The sequence below is a fragment of the Arthrobacter sp. zg-Y179 genome (assembly GCF_020907345.1).
GTDB classification, from domain to species: Bacteria; Actinomycetota; Actinomycetes; order Actinomycetales; family Micrococcaceae; genus Arthrobacter_B; species Arthrobacter_B jinronghuae.
Genome location: NZ_JAJJOB010000005.1, coordinates 63115 through 83407, shown reverse-complemented (window position 1 = coordinate 83407; position 20293 = coordinate 63115). Strand labels below are relative to the sequence as shown.

Genomic DNA, 20293 nt, shown 5'->3' with positions numbered 1-20293 from the left:
CTCCGATCCTGTAAAAATTAGCTATGACCAGTTCTGAATCTTCCCTTTCTGCGCCCGAGTATGACGTTGTTATTGTGGGCGGCGGCATAGCCGGACTGACCGCTGCGCTGGTCCTGGGACGGGCCCGCCGCCGGGTGGTGGTGCTCGACGCCGGGTCCCCGCGCAATGCTCCTGCCGGCCATGTGCATGGTTTCCCCACACGTGACGGCATGCCGCCGGCCGAACTGCTTGAGCTCGCCCGCGCCGAGGTCCGCGGCTACGGTGTGGAACTGGCAGAGGCCACGGTGGCCTCCGTGGAAGCCTCCGGTGCGGTCAGGACCGGCGACGGCGGCGAGTTCCGCGGCCGGCAGCTGATCCTGGCCACCGGACTGCGGGACGTCCTGCCGGAGATCGAAGGCCTGCGCTCCCGCTGGGGCCGGGACGTGCTGCAGTGCCCCTACTGCCACGGCTACGAAACAGTGGACAAAAAGCTGGCCGTGCTGGGAACCGGGGAAACCTCCATCCAGCAGGCCCAGCTGGTCCGCAGTTTCTCCGAGGATGTGGTCCTGGTGCTGCACGAGGACATTTCGCTCAGCGAAGAGGATGCCTGCGGCCTGGCTGCCATGGGTGTCCGGGTGGTGGACGGCACGGTGGCGGATCTGAGGGTCGAGAACGATGCCTTGGCGGCCCTGGTGCTGGCCGACGGCCAAACCGTCCCCTGTGAAGCACTGTTCCTGGAGCCCGCGGCCGAGATGGACGCCGGGCTGACCGAACATCTCGAAACGGATGACGACGGCTGCATTGTCACCAACGAGCTCGGGCGCACCAGCCAGGAGCGGATCTGGGCGGTGGGCAATGCCACCGATCCCTCCGCCCAGGTCGTCGCCGCCGCCGGAGACGCGTATCGGCTGGCAGTGGTGGTCAATGCCAAGCTGCTCGAAGAGGACCTCGGGCTGGCGGTGGCCGCCGCCCGCCCCGCAGCAGGCATGGTCGAAGCAGCGGACCTGCGCGCAGCGGTCTAGGTACCGGTTAGCGCACCTGGCTGCGGGGTGCCAGCAGCGGAGAGCCCGCCACCCCGTCGCCGGTGCTCATCCCGTCCAGCACGAACTTCAGGGACTCCAGCGAGGTTCTCCGCGGCTGCCAGCCCAGCTCTTCATGTGCCCGGGTGGTGTCCATCACCGGTGCGGCGGCGGCCATGTCGATCCAGCCCGGATCCGTGGCCTGCAGATGCGCTGCCCAGGTCAGGCCGACGACGGCGCGCACCAGCTTCACCGGCACGTTCAGGACCCGCTTGGCGCCCAGTACCCCGGCCAGGAGCTCGGGCGTGATGATCGGATCGGCGGCAATGTTGAAGGCACCCTCCGCGCGCTGGTCCACCACCCGCCAATAGGCATCGGCAATGTCATCGGCGTGGACCGCCTGGAAAACGAACTCGCTGGGCAGCGGGATCACCGGCAGGCGTAGCTTGTTCAGTAAGAACTTGGGGATCACCCGGCCCACAAAGTAGCCGCCGATCTCGCTTCCGGCATCGGAGGAGAAGATCAGCCCCGGCCGCAGCCGGGCCACGGCGATCTCCGGGTACTCCAGCTCGAACCTGTCCAGGAGGGCTTCCTGTTCGCCCTTGTGCCTGCTGTAGTGCGAGCTGGCGATGCCACGTGCCGGCCAGGATTCATCCGTCAGCCGGTCCTTCGGAGCAGGGCTGTACGCTCCCACCGAGGAAGCGCAGACAAACTGCCGGACCCCAGCGGCGGCCGCCGCAGCCAGCGCGTTTTCCGTGCCCTTGACGTTGACCCGGTGCAGCTCGGCTTCGTCCCGGTTGGGCTGGATCAGCCAGGTAAGATGGATGACCGCATCGGACCCGCGCAGCGCCTCGGTCAACTTGTCCACGTTGGCGGCATCACCGACGTCGATGCTGTGCCACTCGACGTTGATGTACGGAGGCAGCGAGGTGTCCGGAATCCGGCGGGCAATCCCCACCACCTCAAGGTCACCGCGTTCGCTGCGGGCCTCGGCCAGCCGGCGCAGAATAGCCGTTCCAACGTTTCCGGTTGCTCCGATAACCGCTACTCGCATGGTCCAGATCCTTCCGTTGCACTGCTGCCGGCACTGGACTCGACTCTACCGCCGCGCCCGTTTTCCGGCAGCCCCCAGGTGCATCGGCAGACCGCCTGCGGGAGGGCGGAACGCGTTAGTCTGGAAGGCATGACCACTCAGGGATCAGCCCCGGCGGACAGCTCCGCGCACAGCACCAAAGGCGCCTATGTCACCGGCGGCACCGAATACACGCGGGACACGAACTACATCGAAACCCGAATCACCAGGGACGGCCGGGACGGCTATCCCGTGGAGGCCGGACGGTACCGGCTGATCGCGGCCCGTGCCTGCCCGTGGGCCAACCGGACCATCATTGTCCGGCGGCTGCTGGGTCTGGAGGACGCCATCTCGCTGGGCCTGCCCGGGCCCACTCATGACGCTCGCAGCTGGACCTTCGACCTGGATCCGGACGGCCGGGACCCGGTGCTGGGCATTGAACGGCTGCAGGAAGCCTTCTTCCGGCGGGTCCCCGGCTATCAGCGCGGGATTACCGTCCCGGCGATCGTGGACGTTCCCACCGGCGCCGTGGTGACCAACAACTTCCCGCAGATCACCCTGGACTTCTCCACGGAGTGGAAGGAGTTCCACCGCGAGGGCGCCCCGGACCTGCTGCCCGCGGAGCACCTGGAGGAAATGGAACAGGTCAATCGACGGATCTTCACCGAGGTGAACAACGGGGTGTACCGGTGCGGGTTCGCCGGCTCGCAGGAAGCCTACAACGCAGCCTATGACCGGCTGTGGGCCGCGATGGACTGGCTGGAGGACAGGCTCTCGCGGCAGCGCTACCTGGTAGGGGACACCATCACCGAGGCGGACGTCCGGCTGTTCACCACCCTGGTGCGCTTTGACCCCGTCTATCACGGGCACTTCAAATGCAACCGGAACAAGCTGACCGAGATGCCCGCCCTGTGGGGGTACGCCCGGGACCTGTTCCAGACGCCCGGCTTCGGGGACACCGTGGACTTCGAGCAGATCAAGGCGCACTACTACATAGTCCACGAGGACATAAACCCCACCGGAATTGTGCCCAAAGGCCCGGACCTGTCCAACTGGCTTTCGGAGCACGGCCGCGAGGAGCTGGGAGGCCGGCCCTTCGGCGACGGAACCGCACCTGGGCCGGTGCGCGAATCGGAACGGGTTGCCCCGGGACACGGCGCCGATAGATAACCCGCGGCAGGCGTCCTAATACGCAACATAAACGTTTCTTAAAGGCAGTAACCATAGGCTAGCCTTACTTAAGAAATTGCCCGTTGCCCTAGGGAGGTGCCTACGTGAGCGTTGCCGCACGCCCGTCAGGCTTTCCCCGCCAGCGCGGCTCCCGCGTGCACCTCACTGAAGCGCATTCCTCCGCGGGCAAGACCGCCGGTCCCGGCACGGAACCTGTAGTTTCCGGCCTGGAAACCGCTGGAAACCGCGGATCCGGACGACGTGCCGGCCTGCTCCTCCTGACCCTTGTGTTCCTTGCCGTGGCATGCGCCGCGTCCGTCGCCATCGGTGCCCGGCCGGTTGCCCCCGGCACTGTGTGGGATGCCTTTACTGCCTTCGATCCGGCCAACGGAGACCACGCGGTGGTCCACTCCCGCGTCCCGCGTACGGTCCTGGGTCTGGTCACCGGCGCCGCCCTCGGCCTGGCCGGTGCGGCCATGCAGGGCGTAGCCCGCAATCCGCTGGCAGACCCCGGCATCCTGGGCGTCAACGCCGGTGCTGCGTTCGCAGTGGTGGTGGGCATCTACATCTTCGGCATCACCAACCTCAACGGTTACATCTGGTTCGCCTTGGCCGGCGCCGCCGGAGCCGCCGCCGTCGTTTATCTGGTGGCGAGCCTCGGCCGGGAAGGCGCCACGCCGGTCAAGCTGGCCCTGGCCGGTGCAGCGCTCAGCGCCGGGCTGATGTCCCTGCTCAGCGCCGTGCTGGTCTCCAGCCAGCAGACCCTGGACACCTTCCGCTTCTGGCAGGTGGGCAGCGTGTCCGGACGCGACTGGGACACCATTGCGGCGGTGCTGCCGTTCCTGGCGGCCGGCGCACTGATTTCCGTCTTCGCCGGGCGGGCCCTGAACGGCCTGAGCCTGGGCGACGACGTTGCCCGCGGGCTCGGCCAGCGCGTCGGACTCACGCGGGGGATCACAGCCCTGGGCGTAGTGCTGCTGTGCGGCGCAGCCACCGCCGCGGCCGGCCCCATCGCGTTCATCGGGCTGGTCATCCCGCACGTAGTGCGTAGTTTCACCGGCCCGGATTACCGCTGGATCCTGCCCTTCTCCATGCTCCTCGCCCCGGCACTGCTGGTCACCGCCGACGTGGTGGGCCGGGTCCTGCTGCCGCCGGGGGAAATCCCCGTCGGGGTCACTACCGCAGTGATCGGCGCGCCGGTCTTTATCTGGCTCGTGCGGCGGCGGAAGCTGGCCGAGCTGTGAGCACCGCCGTCGAAACTCCCCGCGGGCCGCGCACCCCGCCCGCCGGTGCGGCCGAAGCGGTCCGGGCCGCCCGGCGACAGGGACGGCGACGCCGGGTCCTGGTCCCGTCGCTGCTGGCCGCCTCGGTGTTCGTGCTGTTCGCGGTCTACGTCCTGCTGGGCACCTATACCTTCACCATCCCGGATTTCTTCCGGATCCTGTTCGGCGAGCAGATCCCCGGTGCAAGCTACATCCTGATGGAGAGCAAGCTTCCCCGGGCCGTCATCGGCACCTTGATCGGCGTGGGATTCGGCATCGCCGGGGCGGTATTCCAGACCCTGCTGCGCAACCCCCTGGCCAGCCCGGACATCATCGGCATCAGTTACGGGGCCAGTGCCAGCGCAGTGTGTGCAATCGTGCTGTTCGGCGCCGCCGGGACCACGGTGTCCGTGGTCGCGCTGGTAGGGGCGCTGGTGGTGGCCCTGGCCATCTACCTGCTTTCCCGCCGCGGCGGTGTGGCCGGTTACCGGCTGGTGCTGGTGGGCATCGGCTTCGCCGCCGTCATGCAGGCACTGGTGAGTTACCTGCTGACCCGGACGGACATCCGCACCGCCTCTGAAGCGCTCGTGTGGCTCAACGGTTCCCTGAACAACAGCAGCTGGGACCGTGCAGCGGTCCTGGCCGCCTTCCTGCTGGTGCTGCTTCCCGCCGCGGCCGTGCTTGCCCGGAGCCTGCGCGGACTGGAACTCGGTGACGATGCCGCTGCCGGCCTCGGCATCCGCGTCGAAACAGCGCGGCTGGCCCTGATCATCGTCGGCGTCGGCCTGGCCGCCGCCGCCACCGCGGCAGCCGGCCCGGTGGCCTTCATCGCCTTCCTTTCCGGCCCCATCGCCCGTCGGCTGATGGGCGGGGAAGGCACGCTGCTCACCGCCGGACTGGTGGGTGCCTGCATTGTCCTGGCCGCGGACTTTGTCGGTGCCAACCTCATCCCCGGCGTCACCCTGCCCGTGGGCGTGGTGACCGGCGCCCTCGGGGCACCTTTTCTTCTGTGGCTGCTGGTCACGTCAAACCGCGTAGGCCAAGGAGGCTGACATGGAGAACCTGCTTTCCGCTGAAAAGCTGGAGCTCGGATACGACGAGCGCAAAGTGGTGGACTCGCTTTCGCTCACCCTCCCCGCCGGGAAAATCACGATCATCGTCGGCGCCAACGCGTGCGGGAAGTCCACGCTGCTGCGGGGACTGGCCCGGCTGCTGAAGCCCACCGCCGGCACCGTCTACCTGAACGGCAAGGACATCTCCTCCGTGCCCAGCCGGCAGGTGGCGCGCACGCTCGGACTCCTCCCGCAGACGCCCACCGCCCCCGAGGGGATTACAGTGGCGGACCTGGTGGGCCGCGGCCGCTACCCCCACCAGGGCTGGTTCCGGCAGTGGACAGCCGCCGACGACGACGCGGTGGCAGCGGCGCTTGCAGCCACGGACACGGTGGACCTGGCCGGACGCAGCGTGGACGAGCTTTCCGGCGGCCAGCGCCAGCGGGTCTGGATTGCCATGGCACTGGCACAGGAAACGGACATCCTGCTGCTGGACGAACCCACCACCTTCCTGGATGTCACCCACCAGATCGAGGTCCTGGACCTGATTACCGACCTCAACCGGCGGGCCGGCACCACCGTGGCCATCGTGCTGCATGACCTGAACCTGGCAGCCCGCTACGCGGACCACCTGGTGGCAATGAAGGACGGGAAGATTGCCGCAGAAGGGGCCCCGGCCGACGTCGTGACCGAGGAACTGGTGGGCACCGTTTTCGGGCTGGCCTCCCGCGTGATTCCGGACCCGGTGTCCGGCACGCCGATGGTCGTCCCGCTGGGACGCCACCACAGCGCTGCACCGGAACCGGAGACAGAACCCGAACCGGAACCCGAAAAACCGCAGGGGTACCTGCCCAACCCGGGGGACGGCCAGCGCCGGTCCGGTATCAACGAGCCCATGGAGGCCGCATCATGACGCACGTCCGCTCCGCCAACGGGGCAACTGCCGCGTCCGCTGCAACCGCCCCGGCTGCCCCGGCAGACCCGGCCGTCCCCGCACGCACGGGCCGCCGGGCCCGCAGCGCCGGGGCCGTGATGTCCTTCGACGTTGAGGTCAAACGGATTGTCCGGGTGGGCGCCAACTTCCAGCGCGTCACCTTTGCCGGTCCCTGCCTTGCCGACTTCGGCGTGCAGGGACTGACCCACGACCTGCGGATCAAGGTGATTGTGCCCTGCGTCGACGCTGCCGGCACCTCCCTGCCGCTGCCGGACCTCTCCACGCTGGATGCCGGCTGGTACCAGGATTGGCTGAAGCTGGATCCGGCTACCCGCGGCTGCATGCGCACCTACACCGTGCGCGGTGCCCGCTGCTCCGGACCCGAACCGGAGATCGACGTCGACTTCGTGATGCACTTCGACGAGGACGGCAAGGGCGGACCGGCCTCCAGCTGGGCGGCCGCCGCAGAACCCGGGGACCGGGTCTGCATCATTGGACCGAATGTTGCCCAGTGTGTCACGGCCGAGTCCTACGGAGGCATCGAATGGCGTCCCGGCATGGCCCGGCACGTGCTGCTCGCCGGTGATGAAACCGCGGTACCGGCCATCACCGCGATCCTGGAGTCGCTGCCCGAAGACGTCACCGGCCATGCCCTGATGGAAATTCCTTCCAGCGGCGACCGCCAGGAGGTCAGCACCAACTCCGGCGTGCAGATGATCTGGCTGGCCCGCGGCTCCCGGCCGCACGGGGAACTCCTCGATGCCGCGGTGCGGCAGGTCGTGGCACTGCCCGGCTGGGCCTCGGTGGAGACCGCCGACGGCGAACCGTTCCGTCCCAGCCCCACCCTGCGGGAACCCGAGGAAGTCAACGTGGACGAGGCCATCCTGTGGGAAACCCCGCAGCGGCTGGATCCTGCCGTGGTGGAAGCCTCGCGGAACCCGCACGCCCCGTCCGGCGCCCTTCCCTTCTATGCCTGGATTGCCGGCGAGGCCGCCGTGGTGCGCGGCCTGCGCCGCTACCTGGTGCGCGACGTCGGGATCGACCGCAAGCAGGTGGCCTTTATGGGCTACTGGCGCAAGGGCCGCGCCGAGCTTTCCTAGCGAATCCCGCACCCGATTTTTTGTTTGACGGGCCTGCCGCACGGCGGGCCCGTCCTCCTGAGAGGAAGAACCATGAAAAGAACTCCGATTGCCGCTGCGCTGGCGGTCCCAGCGGTCCTGCTGGCCCTGAGCGGCTGCGGTGCAGACGCGGGGGACAGCCCGGAGGCCGGGTCAAGCACCGCAGGGTCGGAGCACTTTCCGGTCACCATCGACTCCGCCCTGGGACAGGCCGTGATTGAGGAAAAGCCCGAACGCGTGGTCACCATCGGCTGGGGCTCCGCGGACACCGCCGTCGCGCTGGGCACCACGCCGGTGGGCGTGGAGGAAGTCACCTGGGGCAACGACGACCACGGCAACTACCCGTGGGTCAGCGAAGCCATCGAGGAACGAGGCGACGATTTCCCCGCCACCTTCACCGGGGGACAGGACATTGACATTGATGCCATTGTCGCCTTGGAGCCGGACCTGATCCTGGCCCCGAACTCCGGCATCACCCAGGAGGACTTCGACATCCTCAACGATCTGGCTCCCACCGTGGCCTACCCGGAGCAGGCATGGAACATCAGCTGGGATGACCAGATTTCGCTCATCGGCAAGGCCCTGGGCGAACCGGAGGCGGCGCAGGACGCGGTTGACGGCATCGGGCAGTCACTGGCGGACAGCGCGGCCGAGCATCCCGAGTTCGCCGGCAAGACCTTCGCCTACGTCTGGGGCGGCGGCGCACCCGGATCGCTGGTGCTCTACAACGAGGGTGACGCACGCGTGGATATCCTCACCGCGCTGGGCATGACCGTGGCCCCCGAGGTGCAGGACATTCCCTCGAGCGAGGGAAGCTTCACCTCGGACCTGGGGCTGGAGAACGCCGGCAAGCTCAACGACGTCGACGTGCTGTTCACCTGGTACAACGACGAAGCCGAACAGCAGCGCACCGAGGAGCAGCGGCTTTTCGCGCAGATTCCCGCCGTTGAACGCGGTTCCGTAGTGCGCAGCCTGGACCGCCAGGTCGGCATGGCCTCCAGCTTCCTGACGCCGCTGAGCGTTCCGTGGGTCCTGGATCGGTTCGAGCCGATGATTGAAGAAGCAGTTGCCAAGGGCACATAATTCGACGCCTGTGTGGGTCCCGGCGCCGGCCGTAACCCCGGGCGCGGCGGGTGCGGGGGCCCCGGCCGCTCTTCGGCGTCCGCTGCTGGGCGCCGGGCGCGGGACGGCACTGCTGGCCGCAGGGCTGGGCATGCTGTTCCTCGCCGTCATCACCAGCCTCGCCGTGGGCGCCCACCAGCTGAGCCCGGCGGAAGTCGCGGCGTCGCTGTGGACGGAAATCACCGGCACCGGCAGCACCTATGCGGATGACGTGGTGGCCAGCCGGATGCCGCGGACCGTCCTGGGGATCGTTGCCGGCGCCGCCCTGTCCGTGGCCGGGGTAATCATGCAGGGCCTGACCCGCAATCCGCTCGCGGATCCGGGCATCCTCGGCGTAAACGCGGGAGCCGCGGCCGCCATGGTCACGGGCATGGCGTTCTTCGGCCTCGGCGCCACGAGCGCGAATGTGTGGGTAGCCCTGCCCGGCGCCCTGCTCACAGTGCTGGTGGTGTACGGCCTCGCCTCCGGTCGGCGCGGTTCGACGCCGGTCCGGCTGGTCCTGGCCGGCACGGTGATCTCCGCGGTGCTGCTCTCCTACATCCAGGCGATTGCCCTGACCCGGCCGGATGTGTTCACCATGTACCGGTTCTGGGCAGTGGGGTCCCTGAGTGGCCGGACCATGGAGCAGGCCTATGACGTCCTGCCGTTCTTCCTGGTCGGACTGATTGCCGCCCTCGCCACCGGCCGGACCCTGAATGCCCTGGCCCTGGGCGAGGAAGCCGCGGCATCGCTCGGCCTGCGGCCGCAGACCGCCAAGGTCACCGGCGCCCTGGCCGCCGCGCTCCTGTGCGCGTCGGCGACCGCCGCCGTCGGGCCCATCGGCTTTGTCGGCCTCGCAGTGCCGCATATCGTGCGTAGCTTTACCGGCCCGGACCACCGCTGGCTGCTGGTCCTGAGCGCCGTTGTCGGGCCCGCCCTGCTCCTGTTTGCCGACGTCGCCGGCCGCCTCGTGGCGCAGCCCGGGGAAATGCTTACCGGCGTGATCACCGCCCTGCTGGGCGCACCGCTGCTGATCCTGGCCGTCCGCCGGATGCGGGCAGTGGCATGAGCGGCGTCCGTACCGCGCCCGGGAACCGTACCGCGTCCGGGCCGCGCACCTTCCGCCTGGGCAAGCGCCTGAGCTTCCAGTACCGCAGGCGCAGCGTCCTGATCTGTTTGCTCCTGACCATCGCACTGATTCTGGTGGGAGCATTCACGCTGACCGCCGGGGACCTGGGGCTGACCTGGCGCGAGTTGTTCGGGCTTGCCGTCTCCCCGCCGGAGGGAAGCGCTTCCTTTGTGCTCGAACGGCTGCGCGGGCCGCGGTTCCTGACCGCCGTGGGCGCCGGTATCGCGTTCGGTGTGGCCGGATCCCTGTTCCAGACCGTCACCCGCAACCCGCTGGGAAGCCCGGAGGTGGTTGGGCTAACCAGCGGTGCGGCTGCCGGAGCTGCCGCAACCACGCTTTGGCCGGGCTACCTGCCCGTGCCCGTCGCCGCGATCCTGGGCGGTGCCATCGCAGTGGGACTGGTCTGGCTCAGCACCGGCCGCGGGTTCGCGCGGCCCGGGAAGCTGATTGTGGCCGGCATCGGGATATCCGCTGTAGCAACCGCCTTGACCTCGCTGGCAATGACGACTGTGGGGGAGCAGCAGGCACAGACGCTGGCCTTCTACCTCAATGGGTCCTTGGCGTCCCGGTCCTGGTCCCACGTGGCCACGATCGCCGTAACCCTGGTCCTCGTTCTGCCCGCCGCGGCAGCACTGCAGCGGCAGTTGAACCTGGTGTCCCTCGGAGATGACATGGCCGAGGCGCTCGGCGTCCGGGTGGTCCGTACCCGTACGGTCGCCATCCTCCTGGCGGTGGTACTGGCTGCCGCGGCCGTCAGTGTGTGCGGGCCCGTGGCGTTCGTGGCCCTGGTTGCCCCGCAGATCGCGCTGCGCCTGCTCGGGGTTTCCTCACCCGGTGTGGTTGCACCGGCGCTGGTGGGGGCACTGGTACTGACGCTGTCCGACTTCACCGTCCAGCAGATCGACGTCGGCGCAGCCCTGCCCGTGGGCATCTTCACCGCAGCCCTGGGCAGCCTCTATCTGGGGTACCTGCTGTTCGGGGAAGCGCGGAAGGGTGTGCTCTGAGCACATGCCCTGAGCCGGTGCCCGTGGGCCCGGCGGCGGCGAGACCTCTGACACGTGGGTGCCGGACATGGGTCACCAGCGGCATTGGGATTGGCCACAAAAGGGGGACCGGCGGCCGGTCCGGTTTTTAGAATTAAAACGTGCCGGATTGCCAGGCGGAGGACCGGGAAGGTCCCGCAGATACGTTCCAGTCCGGCTTCAGCGCTCCAGGGAACCCGGTGAAGGCTGCCCGGGACCGGAACGCGACGGACTGCAGAAAAGTCCGCATCGTAGAAGAGTCCTTGACCAACGCACACTGAGGTGACTGTTGACCGAGCACTTTTTAGACTCTGAACATTCTAAGAACACTGACTCCTCCCCGGTCCTGCTCCGCACACTCGCCGATGTCCGGGACCGTACCCTGCGTCTGGCGGGGAGGCGCCCGACGGGAGAGCAAGCTCCCGAACGGGTGCCCCAGGACCATCGGGTCTCCGCGGAAAGCCTGCACGCCCGCGCCAAGCAGCTGCATACCGGCCTGCGTACCCAGGCCGGAACGCTCCGTACCCGGACTGAAGACCTAAGCAGCCGTGCGGCCAAGGAGGCGGGCGCCCGGGCAAAGGAACTGGGGGACTATGCCAAGGGGCTGGGCGCACAGACTCGGAAATGGCTCCAGGAGAACGATGCCCCCAACCGGCGGACCGGCGCGCTGTCCATCGCCGCTGCCGTCGCTATCGGCGGGCTCGTCACAGGTACGGCTGAATCAGTCGAACCGGACCTGCGGATTGAACGCCAGGTTGTGGTGGAGCCTGCAGTCCAGAGCGGTGACGGCCCGGACGACGGTGCGGCACCGGACACTGAGGCTCCCGAAGCGGCACCCGCGGCGGAACCGGCCCCCGAGCCTGAACCGGAACCTGAGCCGGAACCCGAGCCGGAACCGGTTGCCGAACCGGACCCGGGGCCTGTCCCGCCCGTGGATGACATGGTGGTCACGTCTCCGTTCGGCTACCGGGACAACCCGCTGGCCCCGGGCGCCCTGGAATTCCACACCGGAACGGACTTCGGCGCCGTGACCGGAACTCCCGTGAAGTCCATGCTCGGCGGCACCGTCACCGAAGCCGGGTGGCATACCACCGGCGGCGGCGGGCTGCGCGTGGTTGTCGACCACGGCGACGGCCTGCAGACCACCTACAACCACCTCAACAGCATTGACGTGAGTGTGGGCCAGGCGGTGGATGCCGGCGCAGTAGTGGGCGGAATCGGCAGCACCGGCAACTCCACCGGCCCGCACCTGCACTTCGAAGTGCTGCGGCACGGGAACTACGAAGACCCGATGGGCTGGCTCTAAACCGGGCCGTTTCAAACGGCCCGGTTAGGGTTACGGCACCGGGTTGGTGAGGACCGCCGGGTCCTTCTTGCCGTGGGGCATCCGGATGCGCAGGGCATTGGCATCCATCTCGAACAGGATATGGGTGGCGTTGCCCAGATGGTCGCCGTCCATTTCGAAGTCCAGCGGGGACTCGGTCCACACCTCGGCACGCTTGCACTGGTAGTACTCCACCGCGGTGCTGCTGCCCTTGCCGCGGCGCAGCAGCCCGGTTACCACGCCAACCCAGCCCAGCTTGCCCTTGGGCGCCAGGGTCAGGATGTCCAGCAGTCCGTCGTCGAGCCGGGCTCCGGGGAAGATCTCCAGGCCGCCGGTGATCTTGCCGCAGTTTCCACCCATGACGCTGCGGAGGCGGCGGTGGATCGGCTTGCCGCCGTCAATCGAGATGGTGGTCTTCACGGGCTTGCCGGGAAGGTTCCGGATGCCGGCGTCGACGTACGCCAACCAGCCGATCTTGTCCTTGAGCGCGTCCTTGGTGTCCGCCATCATGCCGGCGTCGTACCCCAGCCCGGCCATCACCAGGAAGGTATCGCTGTCTACGGCCTCGTCGACGGTGACGTGGACGACGTCGATGCGCCGCTCAGTACCGTTGAGGGCGGCGCGGACCGCCTGCTCCGGGTCATCGACGCCGATGTCCAGGTTGCGGGCCAGCAGGTTGCCGGTGCCCAGCGGCAGCAGGCCCATGGGGAAGGACGTGCCGGCCAGCTCCGCGGCGACGCAGCGCACTGTACCGTCTCCGCCGGCGGCAATCACCAGGTCCACTCCGGCTTCCATGGCCTTGCGCGTCATGGAGTGCCCCGGGTCCGCTTCCTCGGTGTCGAAGAACAACGGCTCATCCCAGCCTTCATCGGCGCAGATCTCCGCAACCCGCACCCGGACGTCAAAGTCCGTCTTCTTGATGGGGTTCACAATGACGGCGGCACGGGGACGCGACTGGGTGTCTGGGCTGGTCATGGTGTCCTTATCGTAAGCATGCGAACTGTAGTTCCGGCTCTGAGTCTAGCCCGGCACGCGGCCGGGCGGAGGCTGATGCGGCTGCCGGTTGGAACACTGGTCGTCGAAGAAGCTTGTAATCTGTGGTGGTGACTTTCAAGCAGCGATACGTGGCCCTGGGTGATTCTTTTACGGAAGGCGTGGGGGACGAGGATGAGACCCGACCCAACGGCGTGCGCGGCTGGGCGGACCGCGTCGCCGAGCAGCTGGTGCTGGCCGACAGCTCCTGGGGATATGCGAACCTCGCCATCCGCGGCAAGAAGCTGCACCAGGTCCTGAACGAGCAGGTGGATGCTGCCATCGCCCTGTCACCCACCCTCGTCACCATCTATGCCGGCGGCAACGACATCCTGCGTCCCAAGGTGGACATTGACGCCATCGTGGCTGCCTACGATGCCGGGATCGCCAAGCTGTGCGCCAGCGGTGCCGCGGTGCTGGTCTTCACGGGATTCGATTCCGGCAACTCCCCGGTCTTCGGACGCACCCGCGGACGCACTGCCATCTACAACGAACTGGTCCGCGAGGCGGTGGAGAAGAACGACGCCGTGCTGGTGGACTACTGGCGCATGAAGAACCTCCAGGACGAACGGTACTGGGCCGTGGACCGGCTGCACATGTCTCCCGCGGGGCACATGCTGACCGCGAAGAAGGTGCTGGAAGTGCTGCGTGGAACGGACGCCATCGACACTCCGGAGCTGGAGGAGCTGCCCGCCCGCAACCGGGTGGATCAGCTCCGCCGGGATGCGCAGTGGGCGCGGGAATACCTCGGTCCGTGGGTGAGCAGGCGGCTCCGCGGAGTGTCTTCCGGGGATAACCTCAGCCCCCGTTATCCGGAGCTTACGCACCCGCCGCTGCCCGCCTTATAGCTAATCGTGCGGGAAATCACATATGTGGTGATAAGTACGCTGTTTGCATACCGAAACCGGCCTTAGTCCCTGCCCTGACGCGGAAAATCCGCTTCCCCGATTCGGTGGATGCGCCGTGCCTTTCCTAAACTTGTATGTCGCCCGGCACCGTGTGGTGCTCGGGTGGTTGCTTTTGTCTCCAGCAGCCGACGTCTATCGAGGGAAGGCCCACATGTCGAAAGATGCACCGCCCCACGCTTCCGGAACCCCGGATTCACCGTCCGCACAGGCGGCCCGTAAGATCCGCAGGCCCCACCTGCGGCGCCGCCGCCTCGAGGTGGACGATGTCAACGTCGTCGACAAATCCATGATGAAGAAGGCCGTCGGCGGCACCGTCGTCGGCAACACCATGGAATGGTTCGACGTCGGCGTGTACGGCTACCTCGCCGTCACCATGGGTGCCGTCTTCCTGTCCGACGCCGACAAGGACGCACAGCTGCTCTTCAGCCTCGGCGTCTTCGCTGCCACCTTCGTCGCCCGCCCGCTGGGCGGCATCGTCTTCGGGCGCCTCGGCGACCGCGTCGGCCGGCAGAAGACCCTGGCCATCACGCTGATCATGATGGCCGCTTCCACTTTCGCCATCGGCGTGCTGCCCAGCTACAACACCATCGGCATCTGGGCTCCGATCCTGCTGGTGCTTATGAAGCTCCTGCAGGGCTTCTCGACCGGCGGCGAGTACGCCGGTGCCACCACCTTCGTCTCGGAATACGCCTCCGATAAGCGGCGGGGTTTCCTGGCCAGCATCCTGGACCTGGGCAGTTACATGGGCTTCGCCCTGGGTGCCGCCGTCGTTTCGGTGATGCAGCTGCTGCTCTCCGAGTCCGACATGGTCGCCTGGGGCTGGCGCATTCCCTTCCTCATTGCGGGACCGCTGGGTCTCATCGCCATCTACTTCCGGCTGAAAATCGAAGAATCCCCGGCCTTCCAGGCCACGCTGGACGCCCAGGAGGCCAGCGCCAAGGCCGGTGACGAAACCGATTCCCTCGGCACCGCCGGAATCTTCCGCGCCTACTGGCGTCCGATCGTGTTGGCCATGGTCCTCGTGGCCGCCGTCAACTCGGTGGGCTACGCGCTCACGTCCTACATGCCGTCCTACCTGACCGATTCCAAGGGCTACGACCCGGTCCACGGCACCCTGCTGACCATCCCCGTCCTGGTGCTGATGGCCCTGTGCATTCCGCTCGCGGGCAAGCTGTCAGACCGGATCGGCCGCCGCCCCGTGCTGTGGATCGGTGCGGGATCCACCATCGTGCTGGCTGTTCCTGCCTTTGTGCTGATTGACCAGGGGCCGGTTGCCACTACGCTGATCGGCCTGCTGCTGCTCGCCGTCCCGGTGACCTTCTATGTCGGCAACCTCGCCGCCACGCTGCCCTCCCTGTTCCAGACCGCCAGCCGCTACGGCGCCATGGGCATCTCCTACAACCTTGCCACCGCCATCTTCGGCGGTACTGCTCCGCTGATCATGCAGGGCCTGATCACCCTCACGGACAACGACATGTCGCCGGCGTACTGGCTGATGTTCACCTCCGTGGCCGGTGGCATCGCCGTCGTATTCATGAAGGAATCCGCCAAGCGGCCGATGCCGGGTTCCATGCCGAGCGTGGACACCCACGCCGAGGCACGCGAACTGGTCGCCGGCCAGGATGAGAACCCGCTGCTCGACGTCGACGCGCTGCCGTTCGACACACTGGGGAGCCAGCAGGCGCCCTCCGCTGCGCAGCCCGCTGACAACCGCGCGGAGCCCGGCGTCAGCCGCTAACCGCATTACCGCCGGCTCCTGCCGTTTGGCACCGGTTGGAGCGCAGCCCCAAGCCTGCGATCATTGAAGCGTAAAGCATTGACGAGAGGAATCCCGGGATGACTGAGAGTGCCCCCCGCTGGCTGAACGCCCAGGAGCGGCAGGCCTGGCTGGCGCTGTACGCCGTATCCGGTCTCCTCCCGGCCGCGCTCGACGCCGATCTGTTCCGCCGCGCGCGGATCACCCTCTTCGATTACCACGTCCTGGCCATGGTCTCCGAGGCCGAAGGCAGGTCCCTGCCGATGAGTGAGCTGGCGGCGCGCTCCAATGCATCGCTGTCCCGGCTTTCCCACGTGGTCAAGAAACTCGAGCAGCGCGGCTGGATGACCCGGACCCCCTCGCCTGCGGATGCCCGGGTGACGACGGCGGCTCTCACGGATGAAGGCATGTCCGCCCTCGAGGGACTCGCGCCGGAACATGTGGAATCCGTCCGGAAGGCGGTTTTTGACGGCCTCTCCGACGAAGACGTTGCCGATCTGGAACGCGTGGGGAAGAAGATACTCGCCCGCCTCGACCCCGGAAACGGCATACTCGGGCCCAGCCAGGCACCGTAGCGCCAAAGTCAATTTGTTGCCCGGGTGCCTGCCCTTGTTAGCGTGGTTAACACCGAGCTAACGCACGATATCCACGGCACGATGAGAGGCACCACAGCATGCGCGTACCCCGAATCCTGACCGTAATCCTCGCCGGCGGTGCCGGCGGACGGTTGGGCAGCTTGACGGACCACCGAGCGAAACCGGCCATCCCGGTTGCCGGGTCATACAACCTCATCGACATTTCCCTCTCCAACCTGCATAACAGCGGCTTCGGCGATGTCTGGATTGTGGAGCAGTACAAGCCCCAGTCCCTCAACGACCAGCTGGTCAGCGGGCGGCCCTGGGACCTTGACCGCACCCAGGGCGGGCTGCGGGTGCTTCCGCCCTTCCAAGGCGGAGACGGCGAAGGGTTCGCGCAGGGCAACGCGGACGCCCTGTACCGCCAGGTGGATTACATCCGTGAATTTGATCCGGACCTCGTGCTGGTGCTCAGCGCCGACCATCTCTACCGCCTGGACTACCGCGACGTCGTCGAGGCCCACCAGGAGAACGGTGCGGCCCTGACCATGGTCACCACGAAGATCAACAACAACCCGGGAGACCACGGGGCGGTCGAGGTAGCAAATGGGCTGGTGACCGGATTCGAGTACAAGCCCCAGAACCCGAAGACGGACCTGGTGGCGGCGGAGATCTTCCTCTACGACACCGATGTCCTCCTGAGCGCTCTGGAAACCCTGGTGCAGCGGGACGGCCAGCTCGAGGACTACGGAGACCAGCTGATTCCCTACCTGGTGGAGCAGGAAAAGGTCGTGGAATACCGGCTGCCGGGGTACTGGCGGGACATGGGTACGCCGCGCAGCTACCACCAGGCGCACCTGGATTTGATTGAAGGCAACGGCCTGGACTTCGATGATCCGCAGTGGCCGATCCTCTCCGCCAGCCCGCGGCGGCTGCCGGCCTATGTCGGGCCGAACGGTGTGGCCACGGACAGCCTGCTGTCTCCCGGCGCCCGGGTCGAAGGCAGCGTACGCCGCAGCGTTCTCAGCGCCGGTGCAGTGGTGGAGGCCGGTGCCGAAGTGGATTCCTGCGTGCTGCTGGACGGCGTGGTGGTCCGGTCCGGAGCGCGGATCGCCAACCTGATTGTGGACTCCACAACGGTGATCGGCGGTGGGCGGAAACTGGACGGCGCTGAGCTGGATCCCGAAAACGGCGTGGCAGTGGTGGGGCGCGATTCAAAGGCGGACCCGCCGTCGTCGTGATACCCGGCACGCAGGTACCTCCGAGTTTGAACGAAACGCCCGTTGGCCCTAGGATAGAGAGGCGTTAAGTCGTGTGTGTGTTAACCTGTTCCGCTTTGCGCGGGCAGGGGAGTATTTGCACGGCCACCCGTATAAACCTAGAATTGAAGGCTGTCGAGCCGGGTTCTCCCGTTCGGCTGCCTGAACTTCACCGTCTTCCCCGCGGCGAGGCACTTCGGCTGGATCTCACCCCGCCAGGTTAACCTCCGGAAAGTCGCAGTAATAACGGTGTCAAAACTGGTGGCGGGACGCTCTTTATGGCAGGTGCTTAGGCGCTTCCGCCTTGTGTCTGTTTTTTGAGGACCGTCATATTTACTACAACTGGAGGAGAGATCATGGCAGCTTACTGCCAGGTAACCGGAGCCATCCCCGGCTTTGGTCACAGCATTTCGCACTCGCACCGCCGCAACAAGCGTCGGTTCGACCCGAATATTCAGAAGAAGCGCTACTGGGTTCCGTCCCTGCGCCGCAACGTGACGCTGCAGGTTTCTGCACGCGGCATCAAGACGATTGACATCCGCGGCATCGACGCTGTTGTTACCGACCTGATCGCGAAGGGTGTGAAGCTGTAGTGGCTAAGGACAAGGACGTACGTCCGATCATCAAGCTGAAGTCCACTGCGGGCACCGGCTACACCTACGTAACTCGCAAGAACCGTCGCAACGATCCGGATCGTATGGTTCTGAAGAAGTACGATCCCAAGATCCGCCAGCACGTCGATTTCCGTGAGGAGCGCTAAGAATGGCAAAGAAGTCCAAGATTGCCCGCAACGAGCAGCGCAAGGTTATTGTTGAGCGCTACGCTGCCAAGCGCCTCGAACTGAAGAAGACTCTGGTCGACGCTAACGCTACCGACGAAGCCCGCGAAGCTGCACGCCTCGGCCTGCAGAAGCTTCCGCGCAACGCTTCCCCGGTCCGCCTTCGCAACCGTGACCAGATTGACGGTCGCCCCCGCGGTACCCTCCAGAAGTTCGGTATCTCGCGTGTGCGTTTCCGCAACATGGCCCACGCAGGCGAACTGCCGGGTATCAAGAAGTCCAGCTGGTAAGCACTGCCTACCGCTTGAAGAAGGACGGTCCCTTATGGGGCCGTCCTTCTTACTGTTAACCGGCCAGGGTGCCCGGCTTGGCAGGTCTTCCCACGCCCCGGTACTTCTGTGGCTCCTGTGACCCCACCAGTAACAGGGACACCAAACTGTGGGATGCTGTGTCGGCCGGGGCGCTCTACGGGCAGGAATTCCCACCACTGGTGCTCCTGTTCCGACGGTGATCGCTTCCACCGGTCCAGCCCCACCGGCCGGGATTCCGTGCCGAGGTACCTCGCAATCCCGTCCGGCCCTGGGTGCTGCTCGATCTAGTGTGCAGATAACGGGGTTATGGGCGCCGGATAAGCCCGTTATCTGTACACCGGGTGCGGGGTCAGCCCGGAGAAGCCCGTTATCTGTACATCGGATGCGGGGTCGGCTGGACCGGCGCCGATAGTACAGATAATGGGGTTATGGGCGCCGGATGAGCCCGTTATCTGTACATCGGGTGCGGGGCGGGACCGCATAGGCCCGTTATCTGTACATCGGGTGTGCGGACGGGCTGGACCGGCGCTGATAGTACAGATAATGGGGTTATTGGGGCCGGAGAAGCCCGTTATGTGTACATCGGATGCGGGGCGAGACCGCATAGGCCCGTTACGTGTACATCGGATGCGGGGCGGGGCCGGATAAGCCCGTTATCTGTACAACTGCGGCCCGGTCTGTCGTCGACGGCGCAGTGATCATTCGGTTCGCCTGCCGGGCAACTGACCCATGACACCCATGACATCCGGTGCCGTCCACTCCGGCCCGCCCGGAGGACCAGACCCGCCCCGGAGGACCAAGACCCGCGGGGGAGGACAAGGGCCCGGAGGCGGGCCAGCGGGGGACGCACCCGCCGGTTGCATTGAACCCGCACCACAAGTCAGCAGATCCACTACTGCCCCGGATTCAGTGGGTGCCGGGACCCGGTCCCTCGTATGAAGGGCAACCGCGTATCACGAGACCAGCTTCCAAGCGAGTTGACTGGTTATTGAGGGCAAAAAGCCACTTTTCGCCCCGATTATCGGGAAAAATCCGCTAAATGCAGGGGTTTTTGCCGGAGTTGGGGGTCCAAGCTGGTAAGTTTTCGAACAGCGGCGGTTTCGCATCCGCGATCCGCTCGAGTTACCCAGAGTCCAGGAGGACATAAATTGGCTATGAACCGCAGTGAACTTGTTGCCGCAGTTGCAGAGAAGTCCGGCAACAGCCAGACCGCAGTCAACGGCGTGCTGGATGCCGTCTTCGACATCTTCGTAGATTCCGTTTCCAAGGGCGAGAAGATCACCATCCCGGGCTGGCTGGCAGTTGAGCGCACCGACCGCGCTGCACGTACGGGCCGCAACCCGCAGACCGGCGAAACCATTCAGATCCCGGCAGGCCACAGCGTCAAGCTGACCGCCGGCTCCAAGCTGAAGGCTGCTGTCTCCACCAAGAAGTAGCAGAACACCGCGGCAATCTGCCGCAGCATTTGAGAGGGCCGGCATCGCGGAGATGC

Annotated in this window: 20 protein-coding genes; 18 read left to right on the top strand and 2 right to left on the bottom strand. The window is 66.6% G+C overall.

Annotated elements, in window-relative coordinates; all coding sequences use genetic code 11:
• The first annotated feature begins 23 nt into the window (after positions 1-23).
• On the top strand, positions 24-1001 hold the full coding sequence (locus tag LOC56_RS03515) for an NAD(P)/FAD-dependent oxidoreductase (protein WP_229950511.1): 978 nt from the start codon (positions 24-26) through the stop codon (positions 999-1001).
• Positions 1002-1008: 7 nt separating this feature from the next.
• Here LOC56_RS03515 and LOC56_RS03510 read toward each other — a convergent pair whose 3' ends face one another.
• The gene (locus tag LOC56_RS03510; protein ID WP_229950508.1) at positions 1009-2052 is read right to left on the bottom strand and encodes an NAD-dependent epimerase/dehydratase family protein; all 1044 of its coding nucleotides are present in this window, start codon (positions 2050-2052) and stop codon (positions 1009-1011) included.
• 129 nt (positions 2053-2181) lie between these two features.
• Here LOC56_RS03510 and LOC56_RS03505 point away from each other — a divergent pair, with 129 nt between their 5' ends.
• The 9 genes from LOC56_RS03505 to LOC56_RS16260 all read left to right on the top strand — a co-directional run bounded on the left by LOC56_RS03505 (position 2182) and on the right by LOC56_RS16260 (position 12164).
• Positions 2182-3240 carry a glutathione S-transferase family protein gene (locus tag LOC56_RS03505; protein WP_229950506.1) on the top strand — a complete coding sequence of 353 codons (1059 nt, stop codon included), beginning with the start codon at positions 2182-2184 and terminating at the stop codon, positions 3238-3240.
• Positions 3241-3467: 227 nt separating this feature from the next.
• Positions 3468-4484, top strand: a complete 1017-nt coding sequence (locus LOC56_RS03500; protein ID WP_442860074.1) for a FecCD family ABC transporter permease — start codon at positions 3468-3470, stop codon at positions 4482-4484.
• Positions 4481-5554, top strand: a complete 1074-nt coding sequence (locus LOC56_RS03495) for a FecCD family ABC transporter permease (protein WP_442860061.1) — start codon at positions 4481-4483, stop codon at positions 5552-5554. Before LOC56_RS03500 ends, LOC56_RS03495 begins: the two co-directional genes overlap by 4 nt.
• A 1-nt stretch (position 5555) precedes the next feature.
• Positions 5556-6467, top strand: a complete 912-nt coding sequence (locus tag LOC56_RS03490; protein ID WP_229950505.1) for an ABC transporter ATP-binding protein — start codon at positions 5556-5558, stop codon at positions 6465-6467.
• A gap of 119 nt (positions 6468-6586) precedes the next feature.
• Entirely contained in the window at positions 6587-7588 is a 1002-nt protein-coding gene (locus LOC56_RS03485; RefSeq protein ID WP_229951497.1) for a siderophore-interacting protein, read from the top strand.
• Between the two features lie 72 nt (positions 7589-7660).
• Entirely contained in the window at positions 7661-8689 is a 1029-nt protein-coding gene (locus tag LOC56_RS03480) for an iron-siderophore ABC transporter substrate-binding protein (protein ID WP_229950503.1), read from the top strand.
• Positions 8661-9776, top strand: a complete 1116-nt coding sequence (locus LOC56_RS03475; RefSeq protein ID WP_229950501.1) for a FecCD family ABC transporter permease — start codon at positions 8661-8663, stop codon at positions 9774-9776. The genes LOC56_RS03480 and LOC56_RS03475 overlap by 29 nt, the downstream gene beginning before the upstream one ends.
• Positions 9773-10840 (top strand): FecCD family ABC transporter permease, encoded by a 1068-nt coding sequence (locus tag LOC56_RS03470; protein ID WP_229950499.1) that lies wholly within the window; start codon positions 9773-9775, stop codon positions 10838-10840. The genes LOC56_RS03475 and LOC56_RS03470 overlap by 4 nt, the downstream gene beginning before the upstream one ends.
• Positions 10841-11288: 448 nt before the next feature.
• Positions 11289-12164, top strand: a complete 876-nt coding sequence (locus LOC56_RS16260; protein ID WP_229950498.1) for a M23 family metallopeptidase — start codon at positions 11289-11291, stop codon at positions 12162-12164.
• Positions 12165-12194: 30 nt separating this feature from the next.
• Here the strand turns inward: LOC56_RS16260 and LOC56_RS03460 are convergent, their stop codons facing one another.
• Positions 12195-13157: a diacylglycerol/lipid kinase family protein gene (locus tag LOC56_RS03460; RefSeq protein ID WP_229950497.1), complete on the bottom strand. Its 963-nt coding sequence runs from the start codon at positions 13155-13157 to the stop codon at positions 12195-12197.
• 128 nt (positions 13158-13285) lie between these two features.
• Between LOC56_RS03460 and LOC56_RS03455 the strand changes: the two genes are divergently transcribed.
• The 8 genes from LOC56_RS03455 to LOC56_RS03420 all read left to right on the top strand — a co-directional run bounded on the left by LOC56_RS03455 (position 13286) and on the right by LOC56_RS03420 (position 20237).
• A complete protein-coding gene (locus LOC56_RS03455) occupies positions 13286-14062 on the top strand; it encodes an SGNH/GDSL hydrolase family protein (RefSeq protein WP_229950496.1) in 777 nt (258 codons plus the stop codon).
• Between the two features lie 211 nt (positions 14063-14273).
• Positions 14274-15860: an MFS transporter gene (locus LOC56_RS03450; RefSeq protein ID WP_229950494.1), complete on the top strand. Its 1587-nt coding sequence runs from the start codon at positions 14274-14276 to the stop codon at positions 15858-15860.
• Positions 15861-15958: 98 nt separating this feature from the next.
• Complete coding sequence (locus LOC56_RS03445) at positions 15959-16453, top strand: MarR family winged helix-turn-helix transcriptional regulator (RefSeq protein WP_229950493.1); 495 nt, start codon at positions 15959-15961, stop codon at positions 16451-16453.
• 98 nt (positions 16454-16551) lie between these two features.
• A complete protein-coding gene (locus tag LOC56_RS03440) occupies positions 16552-17694 on the top strand; it encodes a glucose-1-phosphate adenylyltransferase family protein (RefSeq protein ID WP_229950491.1) in 1143 nt (380 codons plus the stop codon).
• Between the two features lie 374 nt (positions 17695-18068).
• A complete protein-coding gene (rpmB, locus tag LOC56_RS03435; protein ID WP_146360594.1) occupies positions 18069-18305 on the top strand; it encodes a 50S ribosomal protein L28 in 237 nt (78 codons plus the stop codon).
• Positions 18305-18472: a 50S ribosomal protein L33 gene (gene rpmG / locus LOC56_RS03430; protein ID WP_227919278.1), complete on the top strand. Its 168-nt coding sequence runs from the start codon at positions 18305-18307 to the stop codon at positions 18470-18472. The genes rpmB and rpmG overlap by 1 nt, the downstream gene beginning before the upstream one ends.
• Before the next feature lie 2 nt (positions 18473-18474).
• A complete protein-coding gene (rpsN, locus tag LOC56_RS03425; protein WP_227919276.1) occupies positions 18475-18780 on the top strand; it encodes a 30S ribosomal protein S14 in 306 nt (101 codons plus the stop codon).
• Positions 18781-19949: 1169 nt separating this feature from the next.
• On the top strand, positions 19950-20237 hold the full coding sequence (locus tag LOC56_RS03420) for an HU family DNA-binding protein (protein ID WP_269436490.1): 288 nt from the start codon (positions 19950-19952) through the stop codon (positions 20235-20237).
• Positions 20238-20293 lie beyond the last annotated feature (56 nt).

Bases quoted from the DNA above. Each gene is read 5' to 3' on its own strand.
- LOC56_RS03515 (WP_229950511.1), top strand. From the start codon at position 24: ATGACCAGTTCTGAATCTTCCCTTTCTGCGCCCGAGTATGACGTTGTT.
- LOC56_RS03510 (WP_229950508.1), bottom strand. From the start codon at position 2,052: ATGCGAGTAGCGGTTATCGGAGCAACCGGAAACGTTGGAACGGCTATT.
- LOC56_RS03505 (WP_229950506.1), top strand. From the start codon at position 2,182: ATGACCACTCAGGGATCAGCCCCGGCGGACAGCTCCGCGCACAGCACC.
- LOC56_RS03490 (WP_229950505.1), top strand. From the start codon at position 5,556: ATGGAGAACCTGCTTTCCGCTGAAAAGCTGGAGCTCGGATACGACGAG.
- LOC56_RS03485 (WP_229951497.1), top strand. From the start codon at position 6,587: ATGTCCTTCGACGTTGAGGTCAAACGGATTGTCCGGGTGGGCGCCAAC.
- LOC56_RS03480 (WP_229950503.1), top strand. From the start codon at position 7,661: ATGAAAAGAACTCCGATTGCCGCTGCGCTGGCGGTCCCAGCGGTCCTG.
- LOC56_RS03470 (WP_229950499.1), top strand. From the start codon at position 9,773: ATGAGCGGCGTCCGTACCGCGCCCGGGAACCGTACCGCGTCCGGGCCG.
- LOC56_RS03460 (WP_229950497.1), bottom strand. From the start codon at position 13,157: ATGACCAGCCCAGACACCCAGTCGCGTCCCCGTGCCGCCGTCATTGTG.
- LOC56_RS03450 (WP_229950494.1), top strand. From the start codon at position 14,274: ATGTCGAAAGATGCACCGCCCCACGCTTCCGGAACCCCGGATTCACCG.
- LOC56_RS03445 (WP_229950493.1), top strand. From the start codon at position 15,959: ATGACTGAGAGTGCCCCCCGCTGGCTGAACGCCCAGGAGCGGCAGGCC.
- LOC56_RS03440 (WP_229950491.1), top strand. From the start codon at position 16,552: ATGCGCGTACCCCGAATCCTGACCGTAATCCTCGCCGGCGGTGCCGGC.
- rpmB (WP_146360594.1), top strand. From the start codon at position 18,069: ATGGCAGCTTACTGCCAGGTAACCGGAGCCATCCCCGGCTTTGGTCAC.
- rpsN (WP_227919276.1), top strand. From the start codon at position 18,475: ATGGCAAAGAAGTCCAAGATTGCCCGCAACGAGCAGCGCAAGGTTATT.